20 protein-coding genes are annotated in these 23,234 nt (G+C 63.9%); 16 read left to right on the top strand and 4 right to left on the bottom strand.

What is annotated here, in order from left to right; all coding sequences use genetic code 11:
- Positions 1 to 3 precede the first annotated feature (3 nt).
- On the bottom strand, positions 4 to 1,095 hold the full coding sequence (gene apbC, locus ECTHA_RS0112370) for an iron-sulfur cluster carrier protein ApbC (RefSeq protein WP_025282447.1): 1,092 nt from the start codon (positions 1,093 to 1,095) through the stop codon (positions 4 to 6).
- A 140-nt stretch (positions 1,096 to 1,235) separates the two neighbouring features.
- On the opposite strand from apbC, the gene metG reads away from it, so the two are divergent.
- A complete protein-coding gene (metG, locus tag ECTHA_RS0112375; RefSeq protein ID WP_025282448.1) occupies positions 1,236 to 3,263 on the top strand; it encodes a methionine--tRNA ligase in 2,028 nt (675 codons plus the stop codon).
- A 1-nt stretch (position 3,264) separates the two neighbouring features.
- On the opposite strand, the gene ECTHA_RS0112380 is transcribed toward metG, so the two are convergent.
- Positions 3,265 to 3,483, bottom strand: coding sequence for a hypothetical protein (locus ECTHA_RS0112380; RefSeq protein WP_025282449.1), 219 nt, complete (start codon positions 3,481 to 3,483; stop codon positions 3,265 to 3,267).
- Between the two features lie 178 nt (positions 3,484 to 3,661).
- Between ECTHA_RS0112380 and cysB the strand changes: the two genes are divergently transcribed.
- From cysB to ECTHA_RS19100, 12 genes are all read left to right on the top strand, one after another.
- A complete protein-coding gene (cysB, locus tag ECTHA_RS0112385; RefSeq protein ID WP_025282450.1) occupies positions 3,662 to 4,636 on the top strand; it encodes an HTH-type transcriptional regulator CysB in 975 nt (324 codons plus the stop codon).
- A gap of 106 nt (positions 4,637 to 4,742) precedes the next feature.
- Positions 4,743 to 5,732, top strand: coding sequence for a LysR substrate-binding domain-containing protein (locus ECTHA_RS0112390; protein ID WP_025282451.1), 990 nt, complete (start codon positions 4,743 to 4,745; stop codon positions 5,730 to 5,732).
- 201 nt (positions 5,733 to 5,933) lie between these two features.
- On the top strand, positions 5,934 to 6,560 hold the full coding sequence (locus tag ECTHA_RS0112395; RefSeq protein ID WP_025282452.1) for a methylthioribulose 1-phosphate dehydratase: 627 nt from the start codon (positions 5,934 to 5,936) through the stop codon (positions 6,558 to 6,560).
- Positions 6,557 to 7,279, top strand: a complete 723-nt coding sequence (gene mtnC, locus ECTHA_RS18225) for an acireductone synthase (protein WP_025282453.1) — start codon at positions 6,557 to 6,559, stop codon at positions 7,277 to 7,279. The genes ECTHA_RS0112395 and mtnC overlap by 4 nt, the downstream gene beginning before the upstream one ends.
- Before the next feature lie 24 nt (positions 7,280 to 7,303).
- Positions 7,304 to 7,882 carry an electron transport complex subunit RsxA gene (gene rsxA / locus ECTHA_RS0112405; protein ID WP_025282454.1) on the top strand — a complete coding sequence of 193 codons (579 nt, stop codon included), beginning with the start codon at positions 7,304 to 7,306 and terminating at the stop codon, positions 7,880 to 7,882.
- Between the two features lie 37 nt (positions 7,883 to 7,919).
- On the top strand, positions 7,920 to 8,501 hold the full coding sequence (gene rsxB, locus ECTHA_RS0112410; protein WP_025282455.1) for an electron transport complex subunit RsxB: 582 nt from the start codon (positions 7,920 to 7,922) through the stop codon (positions 8,499 to 8,501).
- 39 nt (positions 8,502 to 8,540) lie between these two features.
- Positions 8,541 to 10,175: an electron transport complex subunit RsxC gene (rsxC, locus tag ECTHA_RS0112415; protein WP_025282456.1), complete on the top strand. Its 1,635-nt coding sequence runs from the start codon at positions 8,541 to 8,543 to the stop codon at positions 10,173 to 10,175.
- A gap of 85 nt (positions 10,176 to 10,260) precedes the next feature.
- A complete protein-coding gene (gene rsxD, locus ECTHA_RS0112420; RefSeq protein ID WP_025282457.1) occupies positions 10,261 to 11,307 on the top strand; it encodes an electron transport complex subunit RsxD in 1,047 nt (348 codons plus the stop codon).
- Positions 11,308 to 11,311: 4 nt separating this feature from the next.
- Complete coding sequence (gene rsxG / locus ECTHA_RS18230; protein ID WP_025282458.1) at positions 11,312 to 12,022, top strand: electron transport complex subunit RsxG; 711 nt, start codon at positions 11,312 to 11,314, stop codon at positions 12,020 to 12,022.
- Complete coding sequence (locus ECTHA_RS0112430) at positions 12,015 to 12,707, top strand: electron transport complex subunit E (protein ID WP_025282459.1); 693 nt, start codon at positions 12,015 to 12,017, stop codon at positions 12,705 to 12,707. The genes rsxG and ECTHA_RS0112430 overlap by 8 nt, the downstream gene beginning before the upstream one ends.
- Positions 12,708 to 12,727: 20 nt before the next feature.
- The gene (gene nth / locus ECTHA_RS0112435) at positions 12,728 to 13,360 is read left to right on the top strand and encodes an endonuclease III (RefSeq protein WP_025282460.1); all 633 of its coding nucleotides are present in this window, start codon (positions 12,728 to 12,730) and stop codon (positions 13,358 to 13,360) included.
- A gap of 145 nt (positions 13,361 to 13,505) precedes the next feature.
- Positions 13,506 to 15,800: a sensor domain-containing protein gene (locus ECTHA_RS19100; RefSeq protein ID WP_025282461.1), complete on the top strand. Its 2,295-nt coding sequence runs from the start codon at positions 13,506 to 13,508 to the stop codon at positions 15,798 to 15,800.
- A gap of 6 nt (positions 15,801 to 15,806) precedes the next feature.
- Here the strand turns inward: ECTHA_RS19100 and ECTHA_RS0112445 are convergent, their stop codons facing one another.
- On the bottom strand, positions 15,807 to 16,532 hold the full coding sequence (locus ECTHA_RS0112445) for a flagellar brake protein (protein WP_025282462.1): 726 nt from the start codon (positions 16,530 to 16,532) through the stop codon (positions 15,807 to 15,809).
- A gap of 196 nt (positions 16,533 to 16,728) precedes the next feature.
- Here ECTHA_RS0112445 and ECTHA_RS18240 point away from each other — a divergent pair, with 196 nt between their 5' ends.
- Positions 16,729 to 19,485 carry a bifunctional diguanylate cyclase/phosphodiesterase gene (locus ECTHA_RS18240; protein ID WP_025282463.1) on the top strand — a complete coding sequence of 919 codons (2,757 nt, stop codon included), beginning with the start codon at positions 16,729 to 16,731 and terminating at the stop codon, positions 19,483 to 19,485.
- On the opposite strand, the gene ECTHA_RS18245 is transcribed toward ECTHA_RS18240, so the two are convergent.
- The gene (locus tag ECTHA_RS18245; RefSeq protein ID WP_025282464.1) at positions 19,457 to 21,190 is read right to left on the bottom strand and encodes a SulP family inorganic anion transporter; all 1,734 of its coding nucleotides are present in this window, start codon (positions 21,188 to 21,190) and stop codon (positions 19,457 to 19,459) included. The genes ECTHA_RS18240 and ECTHA_RS18245 overlap by 29 nt on opposite strands.
- Before the next feature lie 234 nt (positions 21,191 to 21,424).
- Here ECTHA_RS18245 and ECTHA_RS0112460 point away from each other — a divergent pair, with 234 nt between their 5' ends.
- Together ECTHA_RS0112460 and ECTHA_RS0112465 are read left to right on the top strand one after the other, a co-directional pair.
- Complete coding sequence (locus tag ECTHA_RS0112460) at positions 21,425 to 22,837, top strand: form I ribulose bisphosphate carboxylase large subunit (RefSeq protein WP_025282465.1); 1,413 nt, start codon at positions 21,425 to 21,427, stop codon at positions 22,835 to 22,837.
- Between the two features lie 51 nt (positions 22,838 to 22,888).
- Positions 22,889 to 23,233: a ribulose bisphosphate carboxylase small subunit gene (locus ECTHA_RS0112465; RefSeq protein ID WP_025282466.1), complete on the top strand. Its 345-nt coding sequence runs from the start codon at positions 22,889 to 22,891 to the stop codon at positions 23,231 to 23,233.
- Position 23,234 lies beyond the last annotated feature (1 nt).

Genomic DNA, 23,234 nt, shown 5'->3' on the forward strand with positions numbered 1-23,234 from the left:
GGGTCAGCTGTTCTGGATGACGATGTTGGGAAACTTGGAACTGAAGTCCTTGGCCTGGGTGGCCAGGCGTGCAGCGGAGCGGCGGGCGATCTCCCGGTAGATCTCGGCCACGCGACCCTCGGGGTCGGCCACCACGGTGGGATTGCCGCCGTCCACCTGCTCGCGGATGTGCATGTCCAGCGGCAAGGCACCCAGGAACTCGGCGCCGTACTCCTCGGCCATGCGCTCGCCGCCGCCCTGACCGAAGATATGCTCCTCGTGACCGCAGTTGGAGCAGATGTGGATGCTCATGTTTTCCACCACGCCCAGCACCGGCACGTCCACCTTTTCGAACATCTTCAGGCCCTTGCGGGCATCCAGCAGGGCGATGTCCTGCGGGGTGGTGACGATGATGGCGCCGCTCACCGGGATCTTCTGGGCCAGGGTGAGCTGGGTGTCGCCGGTGCCCGGGGGCAGGTCGATGATCAGGTAATCCAGCTCCGCCCAGTTGGTGTCGCGCAGCAACTGTTCCAGGGCCTGGGTGACCATGGGGCCGCGCCAGATCATGGGCGTGTCCTCTTCGATGAGGAAGCCGATGGACATGGCCTGCAGACCATGATTTTCCATGGGTTGCATGGTCTTGCCATCCTTGGTCTCCGGCTTGCCGGAAATGCCCAGCATGCGCGGCTGACTGGGGCCGTAGATGTCGGCGTCCAGGATGCCCACGGTGGCGCCTTCGGCCTTCAGGGCCAGGGCCAGGTTGACGGCGGTGGTGGACTTGCCCACGCCACCTTTGCCGGAGGCCACGGCGATGATGTTCTTGATGCCTTCCAGGGGCTTGAGGGTGCGCTGCACCGCATGAGCGACGATACGGGTGGCGATGTTCACCGTCACCTGACCAACGCCATCGATGGCCTTGAGCTTGTCCTCCACCAGACGCGTGAGCTCGCCATGCCAGCCCGCCGCCGGGTAACCCAGGCTCAGCTGCACGGTCACCGCGCTGCCCTCCACCTGGATGTCCTTCACCGCGTTGGCGGACATCAGATCCTTGTCCAGGTACGGGTCCTGGATCTCCTTCAGAGCCGTTTCGATCTTGAGCCGCGACACTTCCGCCATGTTCTTCACTCCGCAATCTTGCAATTCCCGGGATTCTACACGATGGCGGCCCGGCCCCAACCCCTCTGCCCACCATGTCTTGCTGGTCCGTCCGCCGGGAAACTGTTAACTTCAATGGTTTTCCCCGCAGCGTTACGATCATGACATCCGACACCCGCAACATCCTCGTCACCAGCGCCCTGCCCTATGCCAATGGCCCCATCCACCTGGGGCATCTGGTGGAATACATCCAGACCGATATCTGGGTGCGGTTCCAGAAGACCCGCGGCCATCGCTGCCTGTACGTGTGCGCCGACGACGCCCACGGCACGCCCATCATGCTCAAGGCCCGCAGCGAGGGCATCACGCCGGATGAACTCATCGAACGCATCGGCCAGGAGCACCGCACGGACTTCGCCGGCTTTCTGGTTGATTTCGACAACTACCACAGCACCCACTCCCCCGAGAACCGGCACTTCGCCGAACTCATCTATGGCCGCCTGAAGGAAAAGGGGCACATTGCCCAGCGCACCATCCGCCAGGCCTACGACCCGGAGGCAGGCATGTTCCTGCCCGACCGCTTCATCAAGGGGGAATGCCCACGCTGCGGCGCCGCCGATCAGTATGGCGACTCCTGCGAGGCCTGCGGGGCCACCTACACCCCTACGGACCTGAAGAATCCGGTGTCTGCCATCTCCGGCGCCACCCCGGTGGAGAGGGAGTCCGAACACTATTTCTTCCAGCTGGCCGACTTTCATCGCATGCTGCGGGACTGGACCGGCTCCGGCAGCCTGCAGGGGGAGATCCGCAACAAGCTGCGGGAGTGGTTCGAGGCCGGCCTGAATGACTGGGACATTTCCCGGGATGCCCCCTACTGGGGCTTCGAGATCCCCGATGCACCGGGCAAATTCTTCTATGTGTGGCTGGACGCCCCCATCGGCTACATGGCCAGCTTCCAGAACTACTGCGACCAGCACGGTCTGGACTTCAACGCCTGGTGGAACCCGGACAGCAACACGGAATTGCACCACTTCATCGGCAAGGACATCGCCTACTTCCATACCCTGTTCTGGCCGGCCATGCTGCATGGTGCCGGTTTCCGTGCCCCCACGGCGGTGCACTGCCACGGCTTTCTCACCGTGAACGGCCAGAAGATGTCCAAGTCCCGGGGCACCTTCATCAAGGCCAGCACATACCTGGAGCACCTGCAGCCGGAATACCTGCGCTACTACTTTGCCGCCAAGCTGGGCCCCGGGGTGGACGACATCGACCTGTCCCTGGACGACTTCATCGCCCGGGTGAACAGCGACCTGGTGGGCAAGGTGGTGAACATCGCCTCCCGCTGCGCCGGGTTCATTCACAAGCGTTTCGAGGGACGTCTGGCGGAGGAACTGCCCGATCCGGACCTGTATGACCGCTTCCGTCGCGCCGGTGACGAAATCGCCGGCCTGTATGAGCGCCGCGAGTTCGGTCAGGCCATGCGGGTGATCATGTCCCTGGCAGACACCGCCAACCAGTATGTGGATGAGCAAAAGCCCTGGGTGCTGGCCAAGCAGGAGGACACCCTGCCCCAGGTGCAGGGCATCTGCACCCAGGGGATCAACCTGTTCCGCGTGCTGATGACCTACCTCAAGCCGGTACTGCCGGCCATGGCCGAACGGGCCGAGTCCTTCCTGGATGTGGAACCGCTGACCTGGGATGCGGTGGCCAAGCCCCTGACCGGAACGCGTATCAAGCCCTACGAGCCGCTGATGACCCGGGTGGACCCAGAGGCCGTCAAGGCCCTGCTGGAGGCCTCCAAGGAGAGCCTGGAGCCCACGGCCTCAAAACCGGCTGGCCCACTGGCGAAGGACCCGATCCGTGACGAGATCAGCTTTGATGATTTCGCCAAGGTGGATCTGCGCATTGCCCGCATCGCTCAGGCTGAGCATGTAAAGGGGGCGGACAAGCTGCTGCGTCTCACCCTGGACCTGGGTGGCGAGACGCGGCAGGTGTTTGCGGGCATCAAGTCGGCCTACGACCCGGCGGACCTGGAAGGCCGACTGACAGTCATGGTGGCCAACCTGGCGCCGCGCAAGATGAAGTTTGGTGTCTCGGAGGGGATGGTGCTGGCGGCTGGTCCGGGGGGCAAGGATCTGTTCATCCTGTCACCGGATGATGGGGCCGAGCCGGGGATGCGGGTGAAGTAATTCACCCTGCGGCCACCGGCAGCGGATGATCAAAACGGGGCTGCGAGGGGAACGCCGCGCCGGTCCCCGCCCCCTGCCGGGAACGGGACTGGCGTACGCCGTCCAGTTCTGCCTCCACCTTTTTGAGCTCCCGCTCCAGACTCACCATCCGCCGACGCAGGGCCGCCTCGCGTTGGATGGTGCTGTATTCCTGCCCGGATACTGTATTTGCGTGGCTCATGACGGGTCACCTCTTGCGTTTTATCAAAAATGACGACCCAAACCTAGCAGTCCGATAGACTCCTTTGAAAGAATATTAAATTCTTCATCAATCACCCCAGGGCATAAACCCCTCCCCCAGGATAAGCCGATGCCGGCGTGACGGATCCGACGCCATCGGCACCCAAGAGCCCTCGCCCATGAAACTCCAGCAATTCCGCTACCTGCAGGCCATCGTCGAGAATAACCTCAACGTCACCGAGGCGGCCGAAAGGCTGTTCACCTCCCAGCCTGGGGTGAGCAAGCAGATCAAGTTGCTGGAAGAGGAACTGGGTCTGGAGATCTTCCATCGTAGCGGCAAGCATTTCAGCCACGTCACACCAGCGGGACAGAAGATCCTTGCCAGGGCGGAGAATATCCTCCGGGAGGTGGAGAATATTCGCGCCATCGCCGAGGAGTTCGGTGACGAGGCGCGGGGCACCCTGAGTATTGCCACCACCCACACCCAGGCCCGTTACTTCCTGCCACCGCTGATCAAGCGCTTTCGCGAGCGCTACCCCCAGGTGCATCTGCTGATTCATCAGGGCAACCCGGAACAGATTGCCCAGATGGCCGCCTCGGGCCAGGTGGATTTCGCCATCGCCACCGAGGCCATCGCCCTGCACCGGGAACTGATCATGGTGCCGGCATACCGGTGGCTTCATGGCGTGGTGGTAACGCCAGGACATCCCCTGACGAAGATGGAGTCGCTCACCCTGAAGGCAGTGGCCGAACATCCCATCGTCACCTATGTGCATGGCTTTACCGGCCGCGGCCAGCTGGAGCAGGACTTTCAGAAACAGGGGCTCACCCCGGAGGTCGTGCTGAGCGCAGCAGACTCGGACGTGATCAAGACCTATGTGCGGCTGGGGCTGGGGGCAGGCATCATCGCCCACATGGCCTTCGAGGAGGATACGGACACGGACCTGGTGTATCTGCCGGCGAACGGCCTGTTCAGCGAGCACATCACCCGGGTAGGCTTCCGGCGGGGCATGTATCTGCGCAGTTATATGGGATACTTCATGTCGCTGATCGCGCCACACCTGGACCAGCCCAGGCTGGAACAGGCCGTGTCGGCCCGAAATCAGGAGGACGTGGACGCCCTGTTCGCAGACGTGAGCCTGCCAGTGCATTGATCCCACGCCAACGGCACGCCATAACACAAAATTATTTGCATATGTATAATTGCGGGATCATGTATTCCGCACGACCCGCATCACGGCGTCACAGGATCCCATTTTCATGAAACTCCAGCAACTCCGCTATCTGCAGGCCATCGCCCGTTACAACCTCAACATCTCCGAGGCGGCGGACCGATTGATGACCTCACAGCCGGGCATCAGCAAGCAGATCCGCCTGCTGGAAGAGGAACTGGGCGTGCCGCTTTTCCAGCGCAACGGCAAGCACCTGTCGGGGATGACCCCGGTGGGGCGACGCATCCTGACCTACAGCGACACCATCCTGCGTGAGGTGGAAAACATCCGCAGCGCCGCCGAAGAGGCCCGGGACGAACAGGCCGGGGATCTGCGCATTGCCACCACCCATGCCCAGGCCCGCTACATCCTCCCCCCCATCGTGGACGCCTTCAAGCACCGCTTCCCCAAGGTGCGGGTGCAGATCCACCAGGGCACACCTCGCCAGATCGCCGAGATGCTCAGTCACGATGAGGTGGACTTCATCATCGGCACGGAGCCGCTGATCGCCTCCGGTCAGGTAATCATGCTGCCTGCGTATCGCTGGAGCCATTGCGTGGTGGTGCCCGCCGGACACGAACTGGCCAAGGAAAAGGCCATTCCCCTGGAGCGCCTGGCAGACTACCCCATCGTCACCTACCTGGACGGCTTCAGCGGCCGCACCAAGATGGACGCGGACTTCCGTCGCGCCGGCCTCACACCGGATATCGTCCTCACCGCCGCCGATGCGGATGTCATCAAGACCTACGTGCGCCACGGCATGGGGGTGGGCATCATTGCCCGCATCGCCCTGGAAGCAGGCAATGACGATGATCTGGTGCCCCTGGAGACGCAACCGGCCTTTTCCGAGAACATTACCCGCATCGGCTTTCGCCGCGGCGCCTGGATGCGCAGCTACATGTTCGACTTCATCACCCTGCTGGCCCCGCACCTCACCCATGAGCAGGTGGCCAGCGCCGTGCAGGAACTGGACCCGGAAGGCGTGGAGCGCCTGTTCGCCAATACCGACCTCCCCACCGGACAACCTGCCTGGTCCTGAGCCCGTGGGAGCGGCCCTCGGCCGCGAAGGCTTTCCCGCCAACCACCACGAGAATGTCCGACCCCCGATGTCAGCCGAAGAACCCGGCGACCGGGCTGTCCATTCGCGGCCAGGGGCCGCTCCCACCTGGCGCTGCGGGATGGACGCGCGTGTCACCCTCGCGTACATTAGCCGGCTGCTTTTCCCTATGATCCCACAGGTATGGACGAACTTAACGAGCACCACGGTGACACGGCAGACGCATTGATCTCGGCGGCCCGGTTCTTCCACGAACGGGGCTGGATGCCAGCCACCGCCGGCAATCTCTCGGCGCGCCTGGATGATGATCGCATGCTGATCACCGAATCCGGCCAGCACAAGGGCCAACTGGGTCCGGACGGCCTGATGCTGGTGGACCTGGAAGGCAATGTATTGTCCCCCGACAAGCAGCCTTCAGCCGAGACCTTCCTGCACATCATCCTGTATCGCCGCTGGCCGCGGATCGGGGCCGTGATGCACACCCACTCGGTCAATGCCACCGTGCTCTCCCGCCTCGCCCAGGGCTCACAGATCCACCTGCGGGACTACGAGATCCTCACGGCCCTGCCGGAAGTGACCTCCCATGATGCCGAAGTGATTGTGCCAATCTTCGGCAACGAGCAGGATATACCCCAACTGGCCGCCCGGGTGGATGAGCACATGACCCAGCACCCGGAACTACTGGGCTACCTCATCGAAGGCCACGGCTTTTACACCTGGGGCGAGGATGTGGCTCAGGCCCGGCACCATGTGGAAGCCTTCGAATTCCTGTTTGAGTGTGAACTGAACATGCGCAGACTGACCCCATGACCCAAGCCATCCTCACCGATATCGAGGGAACGCTGTCCAGCCGTGCCTTCATCCGCGACGAGTTGTTCCCCTACGCGGCGCGCCGACTGCCCGGGTTTGTGCGTGAACACAGCCGCGAGCCCGGGGTCAAACGCTTGCTGGCGGATGTGCGAGCCTATGCGGGCCGCTCGCTGAACGACGAGGCCCTGATCGAACGCATGCTGGCCTGGATGCAGGCGGATCAGAAGATCACACCACTCCAGGCCCTGCAGGGGCTGGTGTGGGAAGAAGGCTTTCAGCGCGGCGACTTCGCCGGCCATGTGTACGGCGATGCCGTGGACTGCCTGCGCGGCTGGCATGATCAGGGCCTGGCGCTGTACGTGTTCTCCTCCGGCTCCGCGCACAGCCAGCAGATGCTCCTGGGGCACAGCCAGGCCGGCGACCTGCGCCCCCTGTTCACCGAACACTTTGATACCCGAGTGGGCGGCAAGAAGCAGATTGCCGCCTACAAGGCCATTGCCGAACGCATCGGCGTGCCACCGGGGCAGATCCTCTTCCTGTCCGACACGGTGGACGAACTGGATGCCGCCGGGTCCGCCGGGCTGCGCACCACCTGCATCCGCCGCGCCGGCGACATGCGTGATGCCGGCGGGCACCCTCGTGCCGCGGACTTCCACGGGGTGGACGTGAATGGTGCCCCCAGTATCCGCCCGGTTGAAGCCGACCATGCCGGTGATTGATACTCGCCAGACGGTGGGAGATCCATGTCCGAGTTAGCACTCATTCTGGTCAGCACGGTACTGGTCAACAACTTCGTCCTGGTGAAGTTCCTGGGCCTGTGCCCGTTCATGGGCGTCTCCCGCAAGGTGGAGACTGCCGCCGGCATGGGGTTGGCAACCACCTTCGTGCTCACCCTGTCGTCCGTGGTGAGTTTCCTGGTGAACGAGTACCTGCTGGCGCCGTTCGGTCTGGAATACCTGCGCACCATCGCTTTCATCCTGGTGATCGCGGCGGTGGTGCAGTTCACCGAGATGGTGGTGCACAAGACCAGCCCCCTGCTTTATAACGTTTTGGGGATCTTTCTGCCCCTGATCACCACTAACTGTGCAGTATTGGGCGTGGCGCTCCTGAACGTGCAGGAAATGCACGGCTTTGTGGATTCGGTGGTCTATGGCCTGGGTGCCGCCATCGGCTTCTCGGTGGTGCTGGTGCTGTTCGCGGCCATGCGCGAGCGCATCGCCGCCGCCGACGTACCCAAGCCGTTCAAGGGCAGCGCCATCGCCCTGGTGACTGCCGGACTCATGTCCCTGGCCTTTATGGGATTCATCGGTCTGGCCCCCTGAGGCGCTCGCCGCGCCCCTTCAAGACAGGTAACCGCCTATGCTAGCCGCCGTTCTTGTCATCAGTTCGCTGTCTGCCGTCTTCGGGCTCATCCTGGGGTATTCCGCCGTGCGTTTTCGCGTGGAAAGCGACCCGGTGGTCGAGCAGATCGACAACATGCTGCCGCAAACCCAGTGCGGTCAATGCGGCTTTCCCGGCTGCCGACCCTACGCCGAGGCCATCGCCGAGGGCACGGCAGACATCAATCTGTGCCCGCCCGGTGGCAACAATACGGTGCTGGCCCTGGCTGACCTGCTGGGCCGGGATGCCAAGCCCGTTGAAGGCGACGTGAAGGAAAAGGCGCGGGCAGTGATCGATGAGAACACCTGCATCGGCTGCACCCTGTGCCTGCAGGCCTGCCCGGTGGACGCCATCGTGGGCGCCCCCAAACAACTGCACACCGTGGTTGAGGCCCAATGCACCGGCTGTGAACTGTGCATCAGCCCCTGCCCGGTGGACTGCATCCAGATGGAGCCCATCCCCAGGGATCTGAGCAGCTGGAAGTGGCCCCTGCCCCTGGAGCGTCCTGACGGCCGTGTTCGCCTGGCGGATCTGGCTCAACAGTCGGCGCCTGGCGCCTGACCCCGGACCGATGCCCCGTTTCGGTTACAATCGCACCCGATGACATCAACCCCACACAAACTCTGGCGTTTCAATGGCGGCCTCAAGCTGCCCGACCACAAGGCCGAGAGCACGCAAGAAACCGTGTTCAAGGCACCGCTGGCCGAGTACCTGACCCTGCCCCTGCGCCAGCACATCGGCGAGATGGCACAACCGGTGGTGAAGGCTGGCGACAAGGTCTACAAGGGCCAGATCATCGCCCGCTGCGACACTTATGTGGGCGCCCACATCCACGCCCCCACCTCCGGTCGCGTGCGCGGCATCGAGGAACACCCGGTGCCGCACCCCTCCGGCCTCACCGCCCCCTGTGTGGTGATCGAAGTGGACGGCGACGAGGACTGGGGCGAGCACCGCATGCCCCCCATCGAGGACCTGCAGAACCTGGATCCGGCTCGCCTGCGGCACCGGGTGCGCGAGGGTGGCCTTGTGGGCATGGGCGGCGCCGCCTTCCCCTCGGCGGTGAAGCTCAATCCCCGCCCGCAGCAGACCATCGACACCCTGGTGGTCAACGGCGCCGAGTGCGAACCCTACATCACCTGCGACGACATGCTCATGCGCACCCGCGCCGACGCGGTGATCCAGGGGCTGCTGCTGGTCAAGCGCACGCTGCAGCCCCGCCAGTGCCTCATCGGCATCGAAGACAACAAGCCCGAGGCGCTGCGCGCCATGACCGAGGCCCTGGGGGGCGAGGAAAACGACAACATCCGCATCGTCGCAGTCCCCAGCATCTACCCGGCCGGCGGCGAACGCCAGCTCATCCGGGTGCTCACCGGTCGCGAGGTGCCCAGCGAGGGCCTGCCGGCCGACGTGGGCGTGGTCTGTCATAACGTGGGCACCCTGGCCAACATCTACCGGGCAGTGATCCGCGGCGAGCCCCTGATCTCCCGCATCGTCACCGTCACCGGCAGCGGCGTGCAGCGACCCCGCAATCTGCGGGTGCCCTTTGGCACCCCCATCAGCCATCTGGTAGCCCATGCCGGCGGCTACAGCGACGACGTGGAGCGGCTCATCATGGGCGGCCCCATGATGGGGTTTGCCCTGGCCAGCGACCAGGTGCCCATCATCAAGGGCACCAACTGCATCCTGGCGGCCAAGGGCGAAGAGGTGGATCCGCCCGGGCCCGTGATGCCCTGCATCCGCTGCGGCGAGTGCGTGCGCGTGTGCCCCGCCAACCTGCTGCCCCAGCAGCTTTACTGGTTCACCCGGGCGCGGGATTTCGACAAGGCCCAGGACTACAGCCTGTTCGACTGCATCGAGTGCGGCTGCTGCGCCCATGTGTGTCCCAGCAACATTCCCCTGGTGCAGTTCTACCGCTTCGCCAAGAACGAGATCTGGTCCCAGGAGCGGGAAAAGCAGGAGGCGGATGCCGCCCGGGTGCGTCATGAGATGCGTCAGGAACGCCTGGCCCGGGAAAAACGGGAAAAGGCCGAACGCATGAACCGCAAGAAGCAGGCCCTGAACGACAAACCCGCCGAAAACAAGGCCTCGGACACGGGCAGCGACCCCAAGAAGGCCGCGATCCAGGCCGCCCTGGAACGGGCTCAGGCGAAAAAGGCGGCCCAGGGTGCCGACACCACTCCGCCCGACCAGGGCAAGCCTCCCTCAGACACCCGGACACAGGAAAAAACCCGGTGAACCGCGGCCCGGTCGCCCCTGGATCCCGCGCCTTGGTGCGGGCCGGCGGGTGATCGGGCCGCCTCATTGAACAAGACGGCCACTGATGCGCTTCAAGACCTTCACATCCCCCCACATGAGCCCGGCCCGCAGCGTCAACCGGGTCATGCGACAGGTACTGTATGCCCTGGTGCCCGGCACCGTGGCCATGGCCTGGTTCTTCGGCTGGGGGGTGCTGGTCAATGTCGTGCTGGCGGTCACCGTGGCCCTGGCCGCCGAGGCATTGATGCTGATGGCGCGCCGGCGCCCCGTGAAGCCCTTCGTCACCGACCTGTCGGCCGTGGTGGCCGGCTGGCTGTTTGCCCTGGCCGTGCCACCGCTCACCCCCTGGTGGATCACCCTGATCGGCGTGGGCTTTGCCATCGTGGTGGCCAAGCACCTGTATGGCGGCCTGGGCTACAACCCCTTCAATCCCGCCATGGTGGGTTACGTGGCGGTGGTGATCTCCTTCCCCCGGGAGATGACCCTGTGGCTGCCCCCCTCCACCCTGGCGGAGATGGCCTTCAGCCTGCCCCAGACCCTGCAAGCGATCTTCCTGGGGCAGCTGCCGGCGGGGCTCACCTGGGACATGATCACCGGCGCCACGCCGCTGGACCGCCTGCAGACAGAACTGGCCATGGATCGCAGCCTCAGCGATATCCAGGCCTCGCCCTTCTTCGGAGCCGTGGCTGGCCGCGGCTGGGAGTGGATCAACCTGTTCTTCCTGCTGGGCGGCCTGTGGCTGATCCGGCGACGGGTGATCACCTGGCATGTGCCGGTGGCCATGCTGGGATCGCTGGCGCTGATCTCCGGCCTGTTCTGGCTGATCAACCCGGAGGTGTACGCCTCCCCCCTGTTCCATCTGTTTAGCGGCGCGGCCATTCTGGGGGCCTTCTTCATCGCCACCGATCCGGTCTCGGGCAGCACCACCCCCATGGGGCGACTGGTGTTTGGTGCCGGTGTGGGCATCCTGGCCTACGTGATCCGCGCCTGGGGTGGGTATGCCGAGGGGGTGGCCTTCGCCATCCTGCTCATGAACATGATGGCGCCGACCATCGATCACTACACCCAGCCCAGGGTCTTCGGCAAGACCCCGGCGCGCAAGGAGGGCTGAGGGGATGTCGCGCAACATCATCATCTCCACGGTCCTGCTGGCCCTGTTCGGCCTGGTGGGCACCGCCCTGGTGGCCCTCGTCTTCGAGGGCACACGGGAGCGCATCGACGCCAACATCGAGGCGGCCACCCTGGCCAGTCTCAACGAGATCCTGCCGGCGGACCGCTATGACAATGCCATCCTGGAGGACACCATCAAGCTCTCTGATCCCCTCCTGGGTGGAGACGACCGGCTGGTGTACCGGGCTCGCCGGGAGGGCGAACCAGTAGCGGCGGTGTTTTCGGTGGTGGCACGGGATGGTTATTCCGGCAATATCCACATTCTGGTGGGCGTAGAGGACGACGGCGATGTGGCCGGCGTGCGTGTGGTCAGTCACCGGGAAACACCGGGACTTGGGGATGATATCGAGGCGGCGCGTTCCGACTGGATCCTCGACTTTGACGGCCGCTCCCTGGGTGACCCGCCCCAGGAGGACTGGGCGGTACGGCGCGATGGCGGTATCTTTGACCAGTTCACCGGTGCCACCGTGACCCCCCGGGCCGTGGTGCGGGCAGTGCGCAATACCCTGATCTATTACGAGAACCATCGCGAACAGGTCTTCGAACCCTTGCCGGAGGCGCAACAACCCTCCGACGAAGAAGACGCCGCAATCGGCGACAGCGCCGACAACGACGAACCACACACTGATGCAGAGCGGGGCGAGATCGATGAGTGATGTTTCCTATCGCCGGATCATTGCTGATGGCTTCTGGTACAACAACCCGGGACTGGTGCAGCTGCTGGGGCTGTGTCCGCTGCTGGCCATTTCCGGCACCGTGGTCAACTCCCTGGGCCTGGGCCTGGCCACCACCCTCACCCTGATCGCCTCCAATCTGGCGGTCTCCACCATCCGCAACTGGGTGCGCCCCGAGATCCGCATCCCGGTCTACGTGCTCATCATCGCCTCGGTGGTCACCGCCATCGAGCTGTCCATGAACGCCTATTTCCATGAGCTCTATCTGGTGCTCGGGATCTTCATCCCGCTGATCGTCACCAACTGCGCCATCATCGGTCGCGCCGAGGCCTTCGCCTCCAAGAACACACTGCCACGGGCCTTCGTGGACGGCCTGACCATGGGCCTGGGCTTCACGGCGGTGCTGGTGGCCCTGGGGGGCATGCGCGAGGCCCTGGGCCACGGCACCCTGTTCGACCAGGCCCACCTGATGTTCGGCGAGGCCGCACGCGGTCTCACCATCACCCTGGTGGAGGACTACCGGGGCTTTCTGCTGGCCATCCTGCCCCCCGGGGCCTTCATCGGCCTGGGCCTGCTGCTGGCCATGAAGAACTGGATCGACGATCGGCTGGAGCGCCGCCAGGCCCGGCGGCGCGAGGCGGTCACCCTGAAGGAGGCCGAGGCCTAGGCCTGCCCTGCACACGCCCCATGAACAACCAGAAACGCCGGGAAATCTTCACCCGCTGGCGTGACGCCAACCCGGAACCCACCACCGAACTGGACTACACCACCCCCTTCGAGCTGCTCATCGCCGTGATCCTCTCGGCGCAGGCCACCGACAAGGGGGTGAACAAGGCCACCGCCCGGCTGTTCCCGGTGGCCAATACCCCGGAGGCCATCCTGGCACTGGGGCTGGAGGGACTGAAGACCCATATCCGCACCATCGGGCTTTACAACGCCAAGGCGGAAAACATCCTCAAGACCTGCCGCATCCTGGTGGAACAGCACGGCGGCCAGGTGCCCAGGGAAAGGGCCGCCCTGGAGGCCCTGCCCGGCGTGGGCCGCAAGACGGCCAACGTGATCCTCAACACCGCCTTCGGCGAGCCCACCATTGCCGTGGATACCCACATCTTCCGGGTGGCCAACCGTACCGGCCTGGCCCCGGGCAAGACCCCGCTGGCGGTGGAACAGCGACTGCTCAAGGTGGTGCCCGCCGAGTTCCGTCGCGACGCCCATCACTGGCTGATCCTCCATGGCCGCTACACCTGTTTGGCACGCAGCCCCCGCTGTGGAACCTGCCTCATCGCGGACCTGTGTGATTACAAGGACAAAACCCCCTAAGGGCACATTCACCCGCCCGGCGGTCATGTCGACACATGGAGAAGTGCCGTGGTTTGTGCCACACTCCTCGGGTCAGATTTTGGTCAGGACTCTCCAGGATGCGAGATTCGAGGGACAGACATAAACGCTCCGCGGCGGCCATGGCATGAGCACCATCGACCCCCGGACGGAACGTACCCGGTTTCTCTACAACGGGTTGACCGCCTCACTCCCGATCAGCCTGTTTGCGGGGGTGATACTGGCCTGGGTGCACTGGAGCCTGGTTTCGCCTGCCCTGATCCTGACCTGGCTCGCCCTTCTCGCGGGTGCCACGGCCCTGCGGGCCAGCCTGCTGTATCGATTCCGACGCGCCGAGCGCCAGGGACGGCAGCAGGGTCGAATCTGGCTGATCCGTTTTCGACGCGGCGCGCTGGCCATGGGGCTCGCCTGGGCCGCGGGCGCGGCAATCCTCAGCCAGTCCGGCGACACCCAGGCCCAGTTCTTCCTGGCCTTTGCCATGGCCGGCATCAGCGCGGGCGTGATGATCGCCCTGGCCACGGACCGCCTCTCCGCTCTGCTGATCATCGGCCCCATGCTGCTCTCCCTGGGGCTCGCCCTGGTATTGCCGGGAGAGGGGCTATCCCCCATGGCCGGCGCCATCGTCCTGCTGTTCCTGCTCTTCGTGGCCCTCATGACCGGGCGCATTCAGGCGAGCTTCGAGGATAATTTCCGGCTGCGCCAGCAGGCGGAGTCGCAGCGGGCAGTCATTCGCGACAACGAACTGCGCTGGCGCTTTGCCCTGGAGAGCAGCGGCCAGGGCCTTTGGGACTGGGACATGATCAGCGGCCATGTGTATTACGCCCCCCGCTGGGCCCGGATGCTGGGCCATGAGTCCGCGGAACTGGAACCGGTACTGGGCACCCGCGAGGGACGCATTCACCCGGATGACCGGATGAGCGTGCATGCCCAACTCAACGCTCACCTGCGCGGCGAAACCGCCCTCTACGAAGCGGAATACCGCATGCGCCACCGGGAAGGCCACCACGTATGGGTGCACGACCGGGGGCAGGTGATCGAGCGCAATCCCAGCGGCAAGCCCGTCCGCATGATCGGCATCCAGGAGGATATCTCCCGTCGCAAACGGGTGGAGCATTCACTGCACGAGGAGCGCCAGTTGTTTGCCACGGGCCCGGTGGCCTTGTTCATCTGGGAAGCTGTGGACACCGGGCGGGTCCTCTATGCCTCCGAAAATGTCCATGACCTGCTGGGCTACACCCGAATGGAACTGCAGGACCCGCGCTTTAACTATGTCGACCTGATACACCCGGAAGACATGGGGCGGGTGCTGAACGAACACCACGATCATGCCCGAAGCGGCGTCCGTCAGTTCGAACAATCCTACCGTTTGCGCCACAAGGGCGGGTATTACCGCTGGTTCTACGATATCACCCGACCAGAACGGGACGAGGCTGGCCGAATACGCCGCATCCGCGGCTATGTGTTCGACCAGACCCGCCTCAAGGAGATGGAAACGGCCCTGGCGGACAGTGAGCGAAAGAATCGCGCGCTCCTGGAGGCCATGCCCGACCTGGTGCTTCGGTTCAACAGCGAGGGGCGCTACCTGGACTGGCACTCGGGCAACACCGCCCTGCTCTATGCGCAGCCGGACCGCTTCATTGGCAAGACCCTCACCCAGGTACTGCCGGAAGAGGCCGCCTGGGCGCTCTTCGAAGGCATTCATTCCGTGCTGCTCCATGGGCGGATGCGCCGCGTGGAATACAGTCTGGACATCGGCAACGCGACCCACCACTTCGAGGCCCGCCTGGTGAAACTCAATAACGACGAAGTGGTGGCGGTGGTGCGTGATGTCACCACCCAGAAGCAGGCGGCCGAGCGCATGGGTCAGCTGGCTTACTGCGATGCCCTCACACAACTGCCCAACCGCCGCCTGCTGATGGAGAACATTCGCCATGCCATGGCGGCAGGGCAGCGCTCAGGGCAACACGGTGCCCTGTTGTTCCTGGATCTGGATCACTTCAAGGCCCTGAACGACACCTATGGGCACGCCGTCGGCGACCTCTTGCTTCAACAGGTTGCCGGGCGGTTACGCGAGGCCGTGCGGGAAGCGGATACGGTGGCCCGCCTCGGCGGGGACGAATTCGTGGTGATGCTGGAAGACCTGGAACTGATCGAGGAAGAGGCCCTGCAACAGGCCCGGCATGTGGGCCAGAAGATCCTGGATGCCCTGGGTCAGCCCTATGATCTGGAAGGCATGGAGTATCATTGCACCCCCAGCATCGGTATCACCCTGTTCCATGGCCGACGGCTGGATGTGGAGGAGCTGATGCGCCGGGCGGATCAGGCCATGTATCAGGTGAAGAAAACGGGGCGCAATGGCATGCATGTCTTCCATGCCAGCACCACCCGACTACTGCAGTTCCCCACCCAGGACAGGCATTAGCCATGCTCAGGTGCGCTTGGCGGCCTCGCACTGCAGGTCCATGATGAAGCGGTTGAGCATCCGCTCTGCGCTCAGGCTCAGAAAACCGAACTCCAGACCCACCCGGTAGAGGTCATCCCGCCCGGTGTGGCGCTGCGCGTTGCGCAGCACAGCATCGATATCCCGCCAGCGATGGGGGCCTATCGCCAAGGACTGAACCACCACGGCGCTGCCCACCACCGGCAGCGGTTGCTCGTCGGGCTCCCAGTCCAACCCAATACCCTGGATGGACAGGTCTACCGGCCGGCCCGTATGAAGAAACTCCTGACCCGTTTCCTCGTCGCGCTGAGTCCATATCACGCGTGCCTCCATGCTCAGGGGGATGTTCATGCGAAAGGCGCCGCGGCGCTGGCGGTAATCCACCTCTTCGGGCCACTGACATACGAGGGCCTGCAGATCTCCATCCTGGATCAACCGCTCCAGAATCACCTCAAAATACACCGGCACACCGCGCAGCGAGCCACGTACCCGCAGCGGCATGCCTGGCGCGAGCAGTTTGACCAACTCTTCGTTGTTGGGGGCCTCCAGGGCCAGCTTGCCGCTTTCCAGGTCGGTTTCCAGCATCTGGGTCACGCCCTGCAGACGCTTTGGTGTGCCCGTGAGGGTGAGCAGGGATCGGCCCTTGATCAGTTCCCGAAACAGGGAATGCTGACGGCGATGGTTGCGGATCAGGGTGGAGGCGGGATCGGACATGAAAAATTTGCCTGCTGGCAAAACGAGAGGGGCGATCATGATAACATTCGCAACCTGATTCGGCCGCCCTGGACCGACGCGCCACCCTCCCCGTGACAGGAGTCGACCCACAAGGGGCAACCCGCTGGGCCGGGCACGTGTCCGCACGGCGATCCAGACCCAGCCAATCGGGCACTTCTCCCGGACATTATCGCCGATGCAACTGTGGCACGAACATTTTCAGCAGATCGTCGAGGAGGCCTCCGATGCCATCCTGCTGCTGGACACCAACGGCACCATCCGTTACGCGAACCCCGCCGCAGCCCGACTGTTCAGGCAGGCACGGGAGCAACTGGAAGGGTATGACTTCGGTTTCGTGGTGGTTCCCGACGAACCCACCGAGATCGAGATTCCGCATCGCCAAAAGGGCGTGATCTCCGTGGATGTGCGCACCGTGCCCATGCAGATGGGCGCGGATAGGGTCTCTGCGGTGTATTTGCGGGATGTGACGGATCGCAAGCGGGCCGAGCAGGCGGCTCGCGAAAAGGATGCCATCTTCGAGAATCTGCTGCAAAAGGTGCCGGATATCGCCATCCAGGGCTATTGCATGGACGGCAGCGTGTTCTACTGGAACAAGGCCAGCGAAACCATCTACGGCTACACCGCCCGGGAGGCGTTGCAGAGCAACCTGCTGGACCTGATCATTCCCGACACCATGAAGGCGCAGGCGCGCAAGGCACTGCGGGTGGTCAAGGCCGGCGGCCCCGCACCAGCCTCAGGCCCGCTCACCCTCAAGCGCAAGGACGGCACCCCGGTGCAGGTTTACTCCGTACACACCACCCTGGAAAGTGGCACGGATGACCTGCGCCTGTTTTGCATGGATGTGGACCTGACCGAGAAGAATCGCGATCAACTGCGCCTCCAGGAAGCCATCCAGGCCGGCAACATCGGCCTGTTCGACTGGGATCTCCATACCCAAAAGGTCTTCTACTCGCGGGAGTGGAAGCAGCAACTGGGTCATGAAGACCGGGAGATTGGCAATAGCTACGAGGAGTGGAGCACTCGCCTGCACCCGGAGGACAGACAAGCCTCCGAGCAACGTGTGCGCGAGTTCCTGGCCAACCCCCGAGGCCGCCTCGTCTACGAGACACGCATGCGGCACAAGGATGGTTCCTACCGCTGGATTCTCGCGCAGGCCTCGTTGATCCGGGGTGCCGACGGCCTGCCGGCCCGCATGGTGGGTTCCCACCTGGACATCACCGAACGTCACGCCACGGAGGAGAGCCTGCAGCGCCTGGCCTTTGCGGTGGATCAAAGCCCGAGCATCGTGGTAATCACCGACACCCAGGGCCATATCCAGTACGTCAACCACCAGTTCTGCAACGTCACGGGCTTTAGTCTCAAGGACGTCTCGGGCCTGTCTGCCCAGGATCTGGGCAGCACACATCCGCCTGGGATCGAGGACAGCCGAGTGTTTTCCATCCTCTCCGAAGCGGGCCTTTGGGAAGGGCAATTCCGTAACGTCAAGAAAAACGGCGAAGTCTACTGGGAGCAGGCCTGCATCTATCCCATTCGCAATACTCAGGGGGAAATCACCCATTACATCAAGCTGGCCGAGGACATCACCGACAAGAAGCAGCTCAGTGAACGCCTGGATTTCCTGGCCTTTCACGACCCGCTGACCGGCTTGCCCAATCGGGAACTGCTCATAGACCGCCTGACTCAGGCCATGGCCATGGCCCGCCGGGACCGCCATGTCCTGGCGGTGGCCTTCCTGGACCTGGATGACTTCAAGGTGATCAACGATTCGCTAGGCCACGAACAAGGCGATGCATTACTGGTCCAGGTGTCGCAGCGACTGCGCGAGCACCTGCGCGAGGGGGATACGGTGGCCCGGTTCGGCGGTGACGAATTCCTGCTGCTGCTGAGCAACCTTCACAAGGCCCAGGACCTCATCCCCGTGGTGGAACACCTGCAGGAAGCCTTCAGTCAGCCCTTCACCCTTGGGGATACCCCGGTGGTCATCAGCTTCAGCATCGGCATGGCCGTGTTCCCCCACGATAGCGAACGACCGGAGGAATTGATTCGCCATGCCGACGCCGCCATGCATCGAGCCAAGACCCAGGGGCGACGCTCCTACAACTTTTACACCCGGGAACTGGACGAGCAGCTTCAGGACCGCATGCAACTGGAACAGGCCATGCGCCAGGGTCTGGAGAACCAGGAGTTTTTCCTTTGCTACCAGCCCCGCGTGGAACTGAGCACCGGCCGCATCATCAGCCTGGAGGCCCTGGTGCGCTGGAACCATCCGCAGTGGGGCCTGGTATCACCGGGCCGCTTCATCCCCCTGGCCGAGGAAACCGGCTTCATCCTGGCCCTGGGCCCGGAGGTGCTGCGTCTGGCCTGCCTGCAGATACGACAGTGGGATGAGCAAGGCATGCCCGCCGTGCCGGTGGCCATCAACCTGTCAGCCCGGGAGTTCCACCAGCCGGACATTCTGGAACGTACCCTCACCATATTGGAGCAGACGGGTGTCGAGCCGGCACGCATCGAGTTTGAAATCACCGAAAGCGCGGCCATGAGTTCCGTGGAGCGCACCATCGAAACCCTCGCGCTGATGAATGCCCGGGGCTTTCACTTCTCCATCGATGATTTCGGCACGGCCTACTCCTCGCTGAACTATCTCAAGCGTCTGCCGGTACAGGCCGTCAAGATCGATCAGTCATTCGTACTGGACCTGGAAGACAACCCCGAACTGCATCCGGAGGACTCCGCCATCATCCGGGCCATCATCGGCCTGGGGCACACCCTGGGCCTGGAGGTGATAGCCGAAGGTGTGGAAACCCCGGCCCAGCGGGATTTCCTGATCCGGCACGATTGCCAGGTTGGCCAGGGTTTTCTGTTCAGCCCTGCCGTGCCCGGGGAACAGATCCGGTCGATGATGCTCAAGCAGGTGGCGCAGCGCCCGAAATAGGCTGTGGCCCAGGGCCTTGTTCATCCGGGCCGGATGACCCACCCCCGTTGATCGCCGCCAATGCCTTCTCCAGGGCCTGCTTGCGTTCATCCACCCAGCCGTCGGCCCCCACCAGTTCACCGAAGCCCAGCTTTTCCAGACGCTCCCTCGGCTGCCCCCGGGCACCCGCCACGAAGAGGGGCACGTCGCGGTTCAACAGCCCCCTCAGGGCCGCATCCAGGGCCACCGAAGTGGTCACCCCCAGGTGGGGCACACGACTCAGATCCACCACCACGGCCTGGGCCGCCTCCAGCTTGTGCTGCTGTCCCCGGATGGAGGCCGCGGCCCCGAATACCAGCGGTCCGCTCAGGTGCAGCATCTTCACCCGCCCGCTCCCCAGGGCAAGCAGGGCACGCTCCTCGGTGGTGATGTCGCTGTCACTGGCATCATCGTCCCCCTCGCGGCTGGGTGGCAGGGTGCACACCCATTCCGACTGCACATCCGCCAGGCGGCGGATGGTGAGGATATTGGCCACGAACAGGCCGATGGCCACCGCCATGATCAGGTCCACGAACACGGTGACACCGATCACCCCATAGAGGATGAAGGCCCCCTTGAGGGAGACACGGTGGGCCCGGCGCAGGAAACGCCAGTCGATGATGTCCACGCCCACCTTGACGGCAATCCCCGCCAGCACCGCCAGCGGGATGCTGGCGGTCAGGTCCGCGGCCCAGATCACCACCACCGCCAGCAAGGCCGCCCGCACCAACCCCGACAAGGCGGTGCGGCCGCCCGATTGGATATTCACCACCGTGCCCATGGTGGCACCGGCACCCGGCAGACCGCCGAACAGGCCGGAGGCCATGTTGCCCAGGCCCTGGCCCACCAACTCCTTGTCCGAGTTGCTGTTCTTGCGGGTGAGGTTGGAGGCGATCACCGAGGTCAGCAGGGCATCCACCGAACCCAGCAGTGCCAGCACCAGGGCATCCACCACGATGATCTGCCACTGGGCAGCGCTGAACACCGGCAACTGCAGTTGCGGCAGCCCCGTGGGGATCTCGCCGATCACCCGCAGGTCCTGGTTGCCCAGCCAATAAACCGCCACGGCCGTGCCCACCACCAGGGCCACCAGCGGCGCCGGGAGGAAGCGCTTGATCCGGGCCGGCATGAGAAACAGCACCGCCAGAGTCAATCCCGCCAGCAGCAACTCCCAGGGGTCGATGGCCCGCACCAGTTCCGGCAACGCGCTGAGGCTGCCGAGCACGCCGCCCTCCGGGGTGGCATGACCCAGCAACCCAGGAAACTGCAAGATGATCAATATGATGCCGATGCCGGACATGAATCCGGAAACCACCGTATAGGGCATCATGGTCACGTAACGCCCCAGACGCATGGCACCAAAGGCGATCTGAAACACCCCAGTGAGCATGACCACCGTGAAGGCCATGGCCAGCCCCTGTTCCGGATCGGCGGCAATCAGCGAGGCGATCACGGCGGTAAAGACCACCGTCATGGGCCCGGTGGGCTCGGAGATCAGGGTGGGCGTACCACCGAACAGGGCGGCGAACAGGCCGATGAGGACGGCACCATAGAGCCCCGCCTCGGCGCCGGCGCCGGAGGCAACACCAAAGGCCAGCGCCATGGGCAGTGCCACCACCGCCGCCGTCACACCGCCAAACAGATCGCCACGCAGATTATTGAGGCGGATCTCGTTGAATAATTGCATCGCAGACTCCGCGTCGGGGACGGGTATCATTATCGACGCGCAATGACCGTGGCAATAATCGAAGTTTCCTAGGGAGGGCATCGACTGGCGTCTATAGGTTATCTATAGACGCCAGTCGATGGATACGATCGAAACAAATGATTTATTTCAATCCCCCCGCTTGGTGTAGCTTCTTGTGGAAAACGTATCTCCCGCCCTGCACGGCGGACAGGGCACACACCACAGGAGCCGACCATGAGCAAGACGTACGACGCGGGCGTTAAAGAATACCGAGACATGTACTGGACGCCGGACTATGTCCCCCTGGACACGGACCTGCTGGCCTGTTTCAAGGTGACCGGCCAGCCCGGCGTGCCGCGGGAAGAAGTGGCCGCTGCGGTGGCGGCAGAGTCCTCCACCGGCACCTGGAGTACCGTATGGTCGGAGCTGCTCACCGATCTGGAATTCTACAAGGGCCGCGCCTATCGCATCGAGGACGTGCCTGGCGACAAGGAGTCCTTCTATACCTTCATCGCCTATCCCATAGATCTGTTCGAGGAAGGCTCCATCGTCAACGTGCTCACCTCCCTGGTGGGTAACGTGTTCGGGTTCAAGGCGCTGCGTCACCTGCGACTGGAGGATATCCGCTTCCCCATCGCCTACGTCAAGACCTGCATGGGGCCGCCCAGCGGTATCCAGGTGGAGCGGGACAAGCTCAACAAGTATGGTCGTCCCCTGCTGGGCTGCACCATCAAGCCCAAGCTGGGACTCTCCGCCAAGAACTACGGCCGTGCCGTTTACGAGTGCCTGCGCGGCGGTCTGGACTTCACCAAGGACGACGAAAACGTGAACTCGCAGCCGTTCATGCGCTGGCAAAACCGCTTCGAGTTCGTGGCCGAGGCGGTGGCAGCCTCTCAGCAGGAGACCGGTGAACGCAAGGGGCATTACCTGAACGTGACCGCCCCCGATCCGGAAGAGATGTATGCCCGGGCCGAATTCGCCAAGGAACTGGGCCAGCCCATCATCATGCACGACTACATCACCGGCGGCTTCTGTGCCAACACCGGTCTGGCCAAGTGGTGCCGCAAGAACGGCATGCTGTTGCACATCCACCGGGCCATGCACGCCGTCATCGATCGTCATCCCAAGCACGGCATTCACTTCCGCGTACTGGCCAAGTGCCTTCGCCTCTCTGGCGGCGACCACCTGCACACCGGCACCGTGGTGGGCAAGCTGGAGGGGGATCGAGGCTCCACCCTGGGCTTCGTGGACCTGCTGCGTGAGTCCTTCATCCCGGAAGACCGCTCCCGGGGCATCTTCTTCGACCAGGACTGGGGCTCGCTGCCCGGCGTCTTCGCCGTGGCATCCGGCGGCATCCATGTGTGGCACATGCCGGCCCTGGTCACCATCTTTGGCGACGACTCGGTGCTGCAGTTCGGAGGCGGCACGCAGGGTCACCCCTGGGGCAACGCCGCCGGCGCTGCTGCCAACAGGGTGGCGCTGGAGGCCTGCGTCAAGGCCCGCAACGAAGGCCGGGAGATCGAGAAGGAGGCCCGCGATGTGCTCAGCGAGGCGGCCCGCCACAGTCCGGAACTGGCCATCGCCATGGAAACCTGGAAAGAGATCAAGTTCGAGTTCGAGACCGTGGACAAGCTGGACCAGGGCTGATCCGCCCGGCTTTCACCGCAACCGGCCCAGACGCAAAGAGGAACCTAGACCATGCCATTCCAGAACACCATGGGTGACTACCAGACCCGCCAGACCCTGGAAACCTTCGGTTTCCTGCCTGCCCTCACTCAGGAGGAGATCTTCGATCAGATCGCCTATGTCATCGCCCAGGGCTGGACGCCCAGCATTGAGCACATCCACCCCAGTCAGGCCATGAACCACTACTGGCCCATGTGGAAGCTGCCGTTCTTCGGCAGTGTGGATCTGCAGCAGGTGGTCAACGAGCTGGAGGCCTGCCACCGAGCCTATCCTGATCACCACGTCCGCTTCACCGGCTACGACAACTACACCCAGAGCCAGGGCTCGGCGTTTGTGGTGTTCGAGGGTCGTCGCTAAG

The sequence above is a fragment of the Ectothiorhodospira haloalkaliphila ATCC 51935 genome (assembly GCF_000633935.1).
GTDB classification, from domain to species: domain Bacteria; phylum Pseudomonadota; class Gammaproteobacteria; order Ectothiorhodospirales; family Ectothiorhodospiraceae; genus Ectothiorhodospira; species Ectothiorhodospira haloalkaliphila.

Excerpts from the sequence above, each read along its gene's own strand:
- apbC (WP_025282447.1), bottom strand. The coding sequence starts at position 1,095 with ATGGCGGAAGTGTCGCGGCTCAAGATCGAAACGGCTCTGAAGGAGATC.
- metG (WP_025282448.1), top strand. The coding sequence starts at position 1,236 with ATGACATCCGACACCCGCAACATCCTCGTCACCAGCGCCCTGCCCTAT.
- ECTHA_RS0112380 (WP_025282449.1), bottom strand. The coding sequence starts at position 3,483 with ATGAGCCACGCAAATACAGTATCCGGGCAGGAATACAGCACCATCCAA.
- cysB (WP_025282450.1), top strand. The coding sequence starts at position 3,662 with ATGAAACTCCAGCAATTCCGCTACCTGCAGGCCATCGTCGAGAATAAC.
- ECTHA_RS0112390 (WP_025282451.1), top strand. The coding sequence starts at position 4,743 with ATGAAACTCCAGCAACTCCGCTATCTGCAGGCCATCGCCCGTTACAAC.
- ECTHA_RS0112395 (WP_025282452.1), top strand. The coding sequence starts at position 5,934 with ATGGACGAACTTAACGAGCACCACGGTGACACGGCAGACGCATTGATC.
- mtnC (WP_025282453.1), top strand. The coding sequence starts at position 6,557 with ATGACCCAAGCCATCCTCACCGATATCGAGGGAACGCTGTCCAGCCGT.
- rsxA (WP_025282454.1), top strand. The coding sequence starts at position 7,304 with ATGTCCGAGTTAGCACTCATTCTGGTCAGCACGGTACTGGTCAACAAC.
- rsxB (WP_025282455.1), top strand. The coding sequence starts at position 7,920 with ATGCTAGCCGCCGTTCTTGTCATCAGTTCGCTGTCTGCCGTCTTCGGG.
- rsxC (WP_025282456.1), top strand. The coding sequence starts at position 8,541 with ATGACATCAACCCCACACAAACTCTGGCGTTTCAATGGCGGCCTCAAG.
- rsxD (WP_025282457.1), top strand. The coding sequence starts at position 10,261 with ATGCGCTTCAAGACCTTCACATCCCCCCACATGAGCCCGGCCCGCAGC.
- rsxG (WP_025282458.1), top strand. The coding sequence starts at position 11,312 with ATGTCGCGCAACATCATCATCTCCACGGTCCTGCTGGCCCTGTTCGGC.
- ECTHA_RS0112430 (WP_025282459.1), top strand. The coding sequence starts at position 12,015 with ATGAGTGATGTTTCCTATCGCCGGATCATTGCTGATGGCTTCTGGTAC.
- nth (WP_025282460.1), top strand. The coding sequence starts at position 12,728 with ATGAACAACCAGAAACGCCGGGAAATCTTCACCCGCTGGCGTGACGCC.
- ECTHA_RS19100 (WP_025282461.1), top strand. The coding sequence starts at position 13,506 with ATGAGCACCATCGACCCCCGGACGGAACGTACCCGGTTTCTCTACAAC.
- ECTHA_RS0112445 (WP_025282462.1), bottom strand. The coding sequence starts at position 16,532 with ATGTCCGATCCCGCCTCCACCCTGATCCGCAACCATCGCCGTCAGCAT.
- ECTHA_RS18240 (WP_025282463.1), top strand. The coding sequence starts at position 16,729 with ATGCAACTGTGGCACGAACATTTTCAGCAGATCGTCGAGGAGGCCTCC.
- ECTHA_RS18245 (WP_025282464.1), bottom strand. The coding sequence starts at position 21,190 with ATGCAATTATTCAACGAGATCCGCCTCAATAATCTGCGTGGCGATCTG.
- ECTHA_RS0112460 (WP_025282465.1), top strand. The coding sequence starts at position 21,425 with ATGAGCAAGACGTACGACGCGGGCGTTAAAGAATACCGAGACATGTAC.
- ECTHA_RS0112465 (WP_025282466.1), top strand. The coding sequence starts at position 22,889 with ATGCCATTCCAGAACACCATGGGTGACTACCAGACCCGCCAGACCCTG.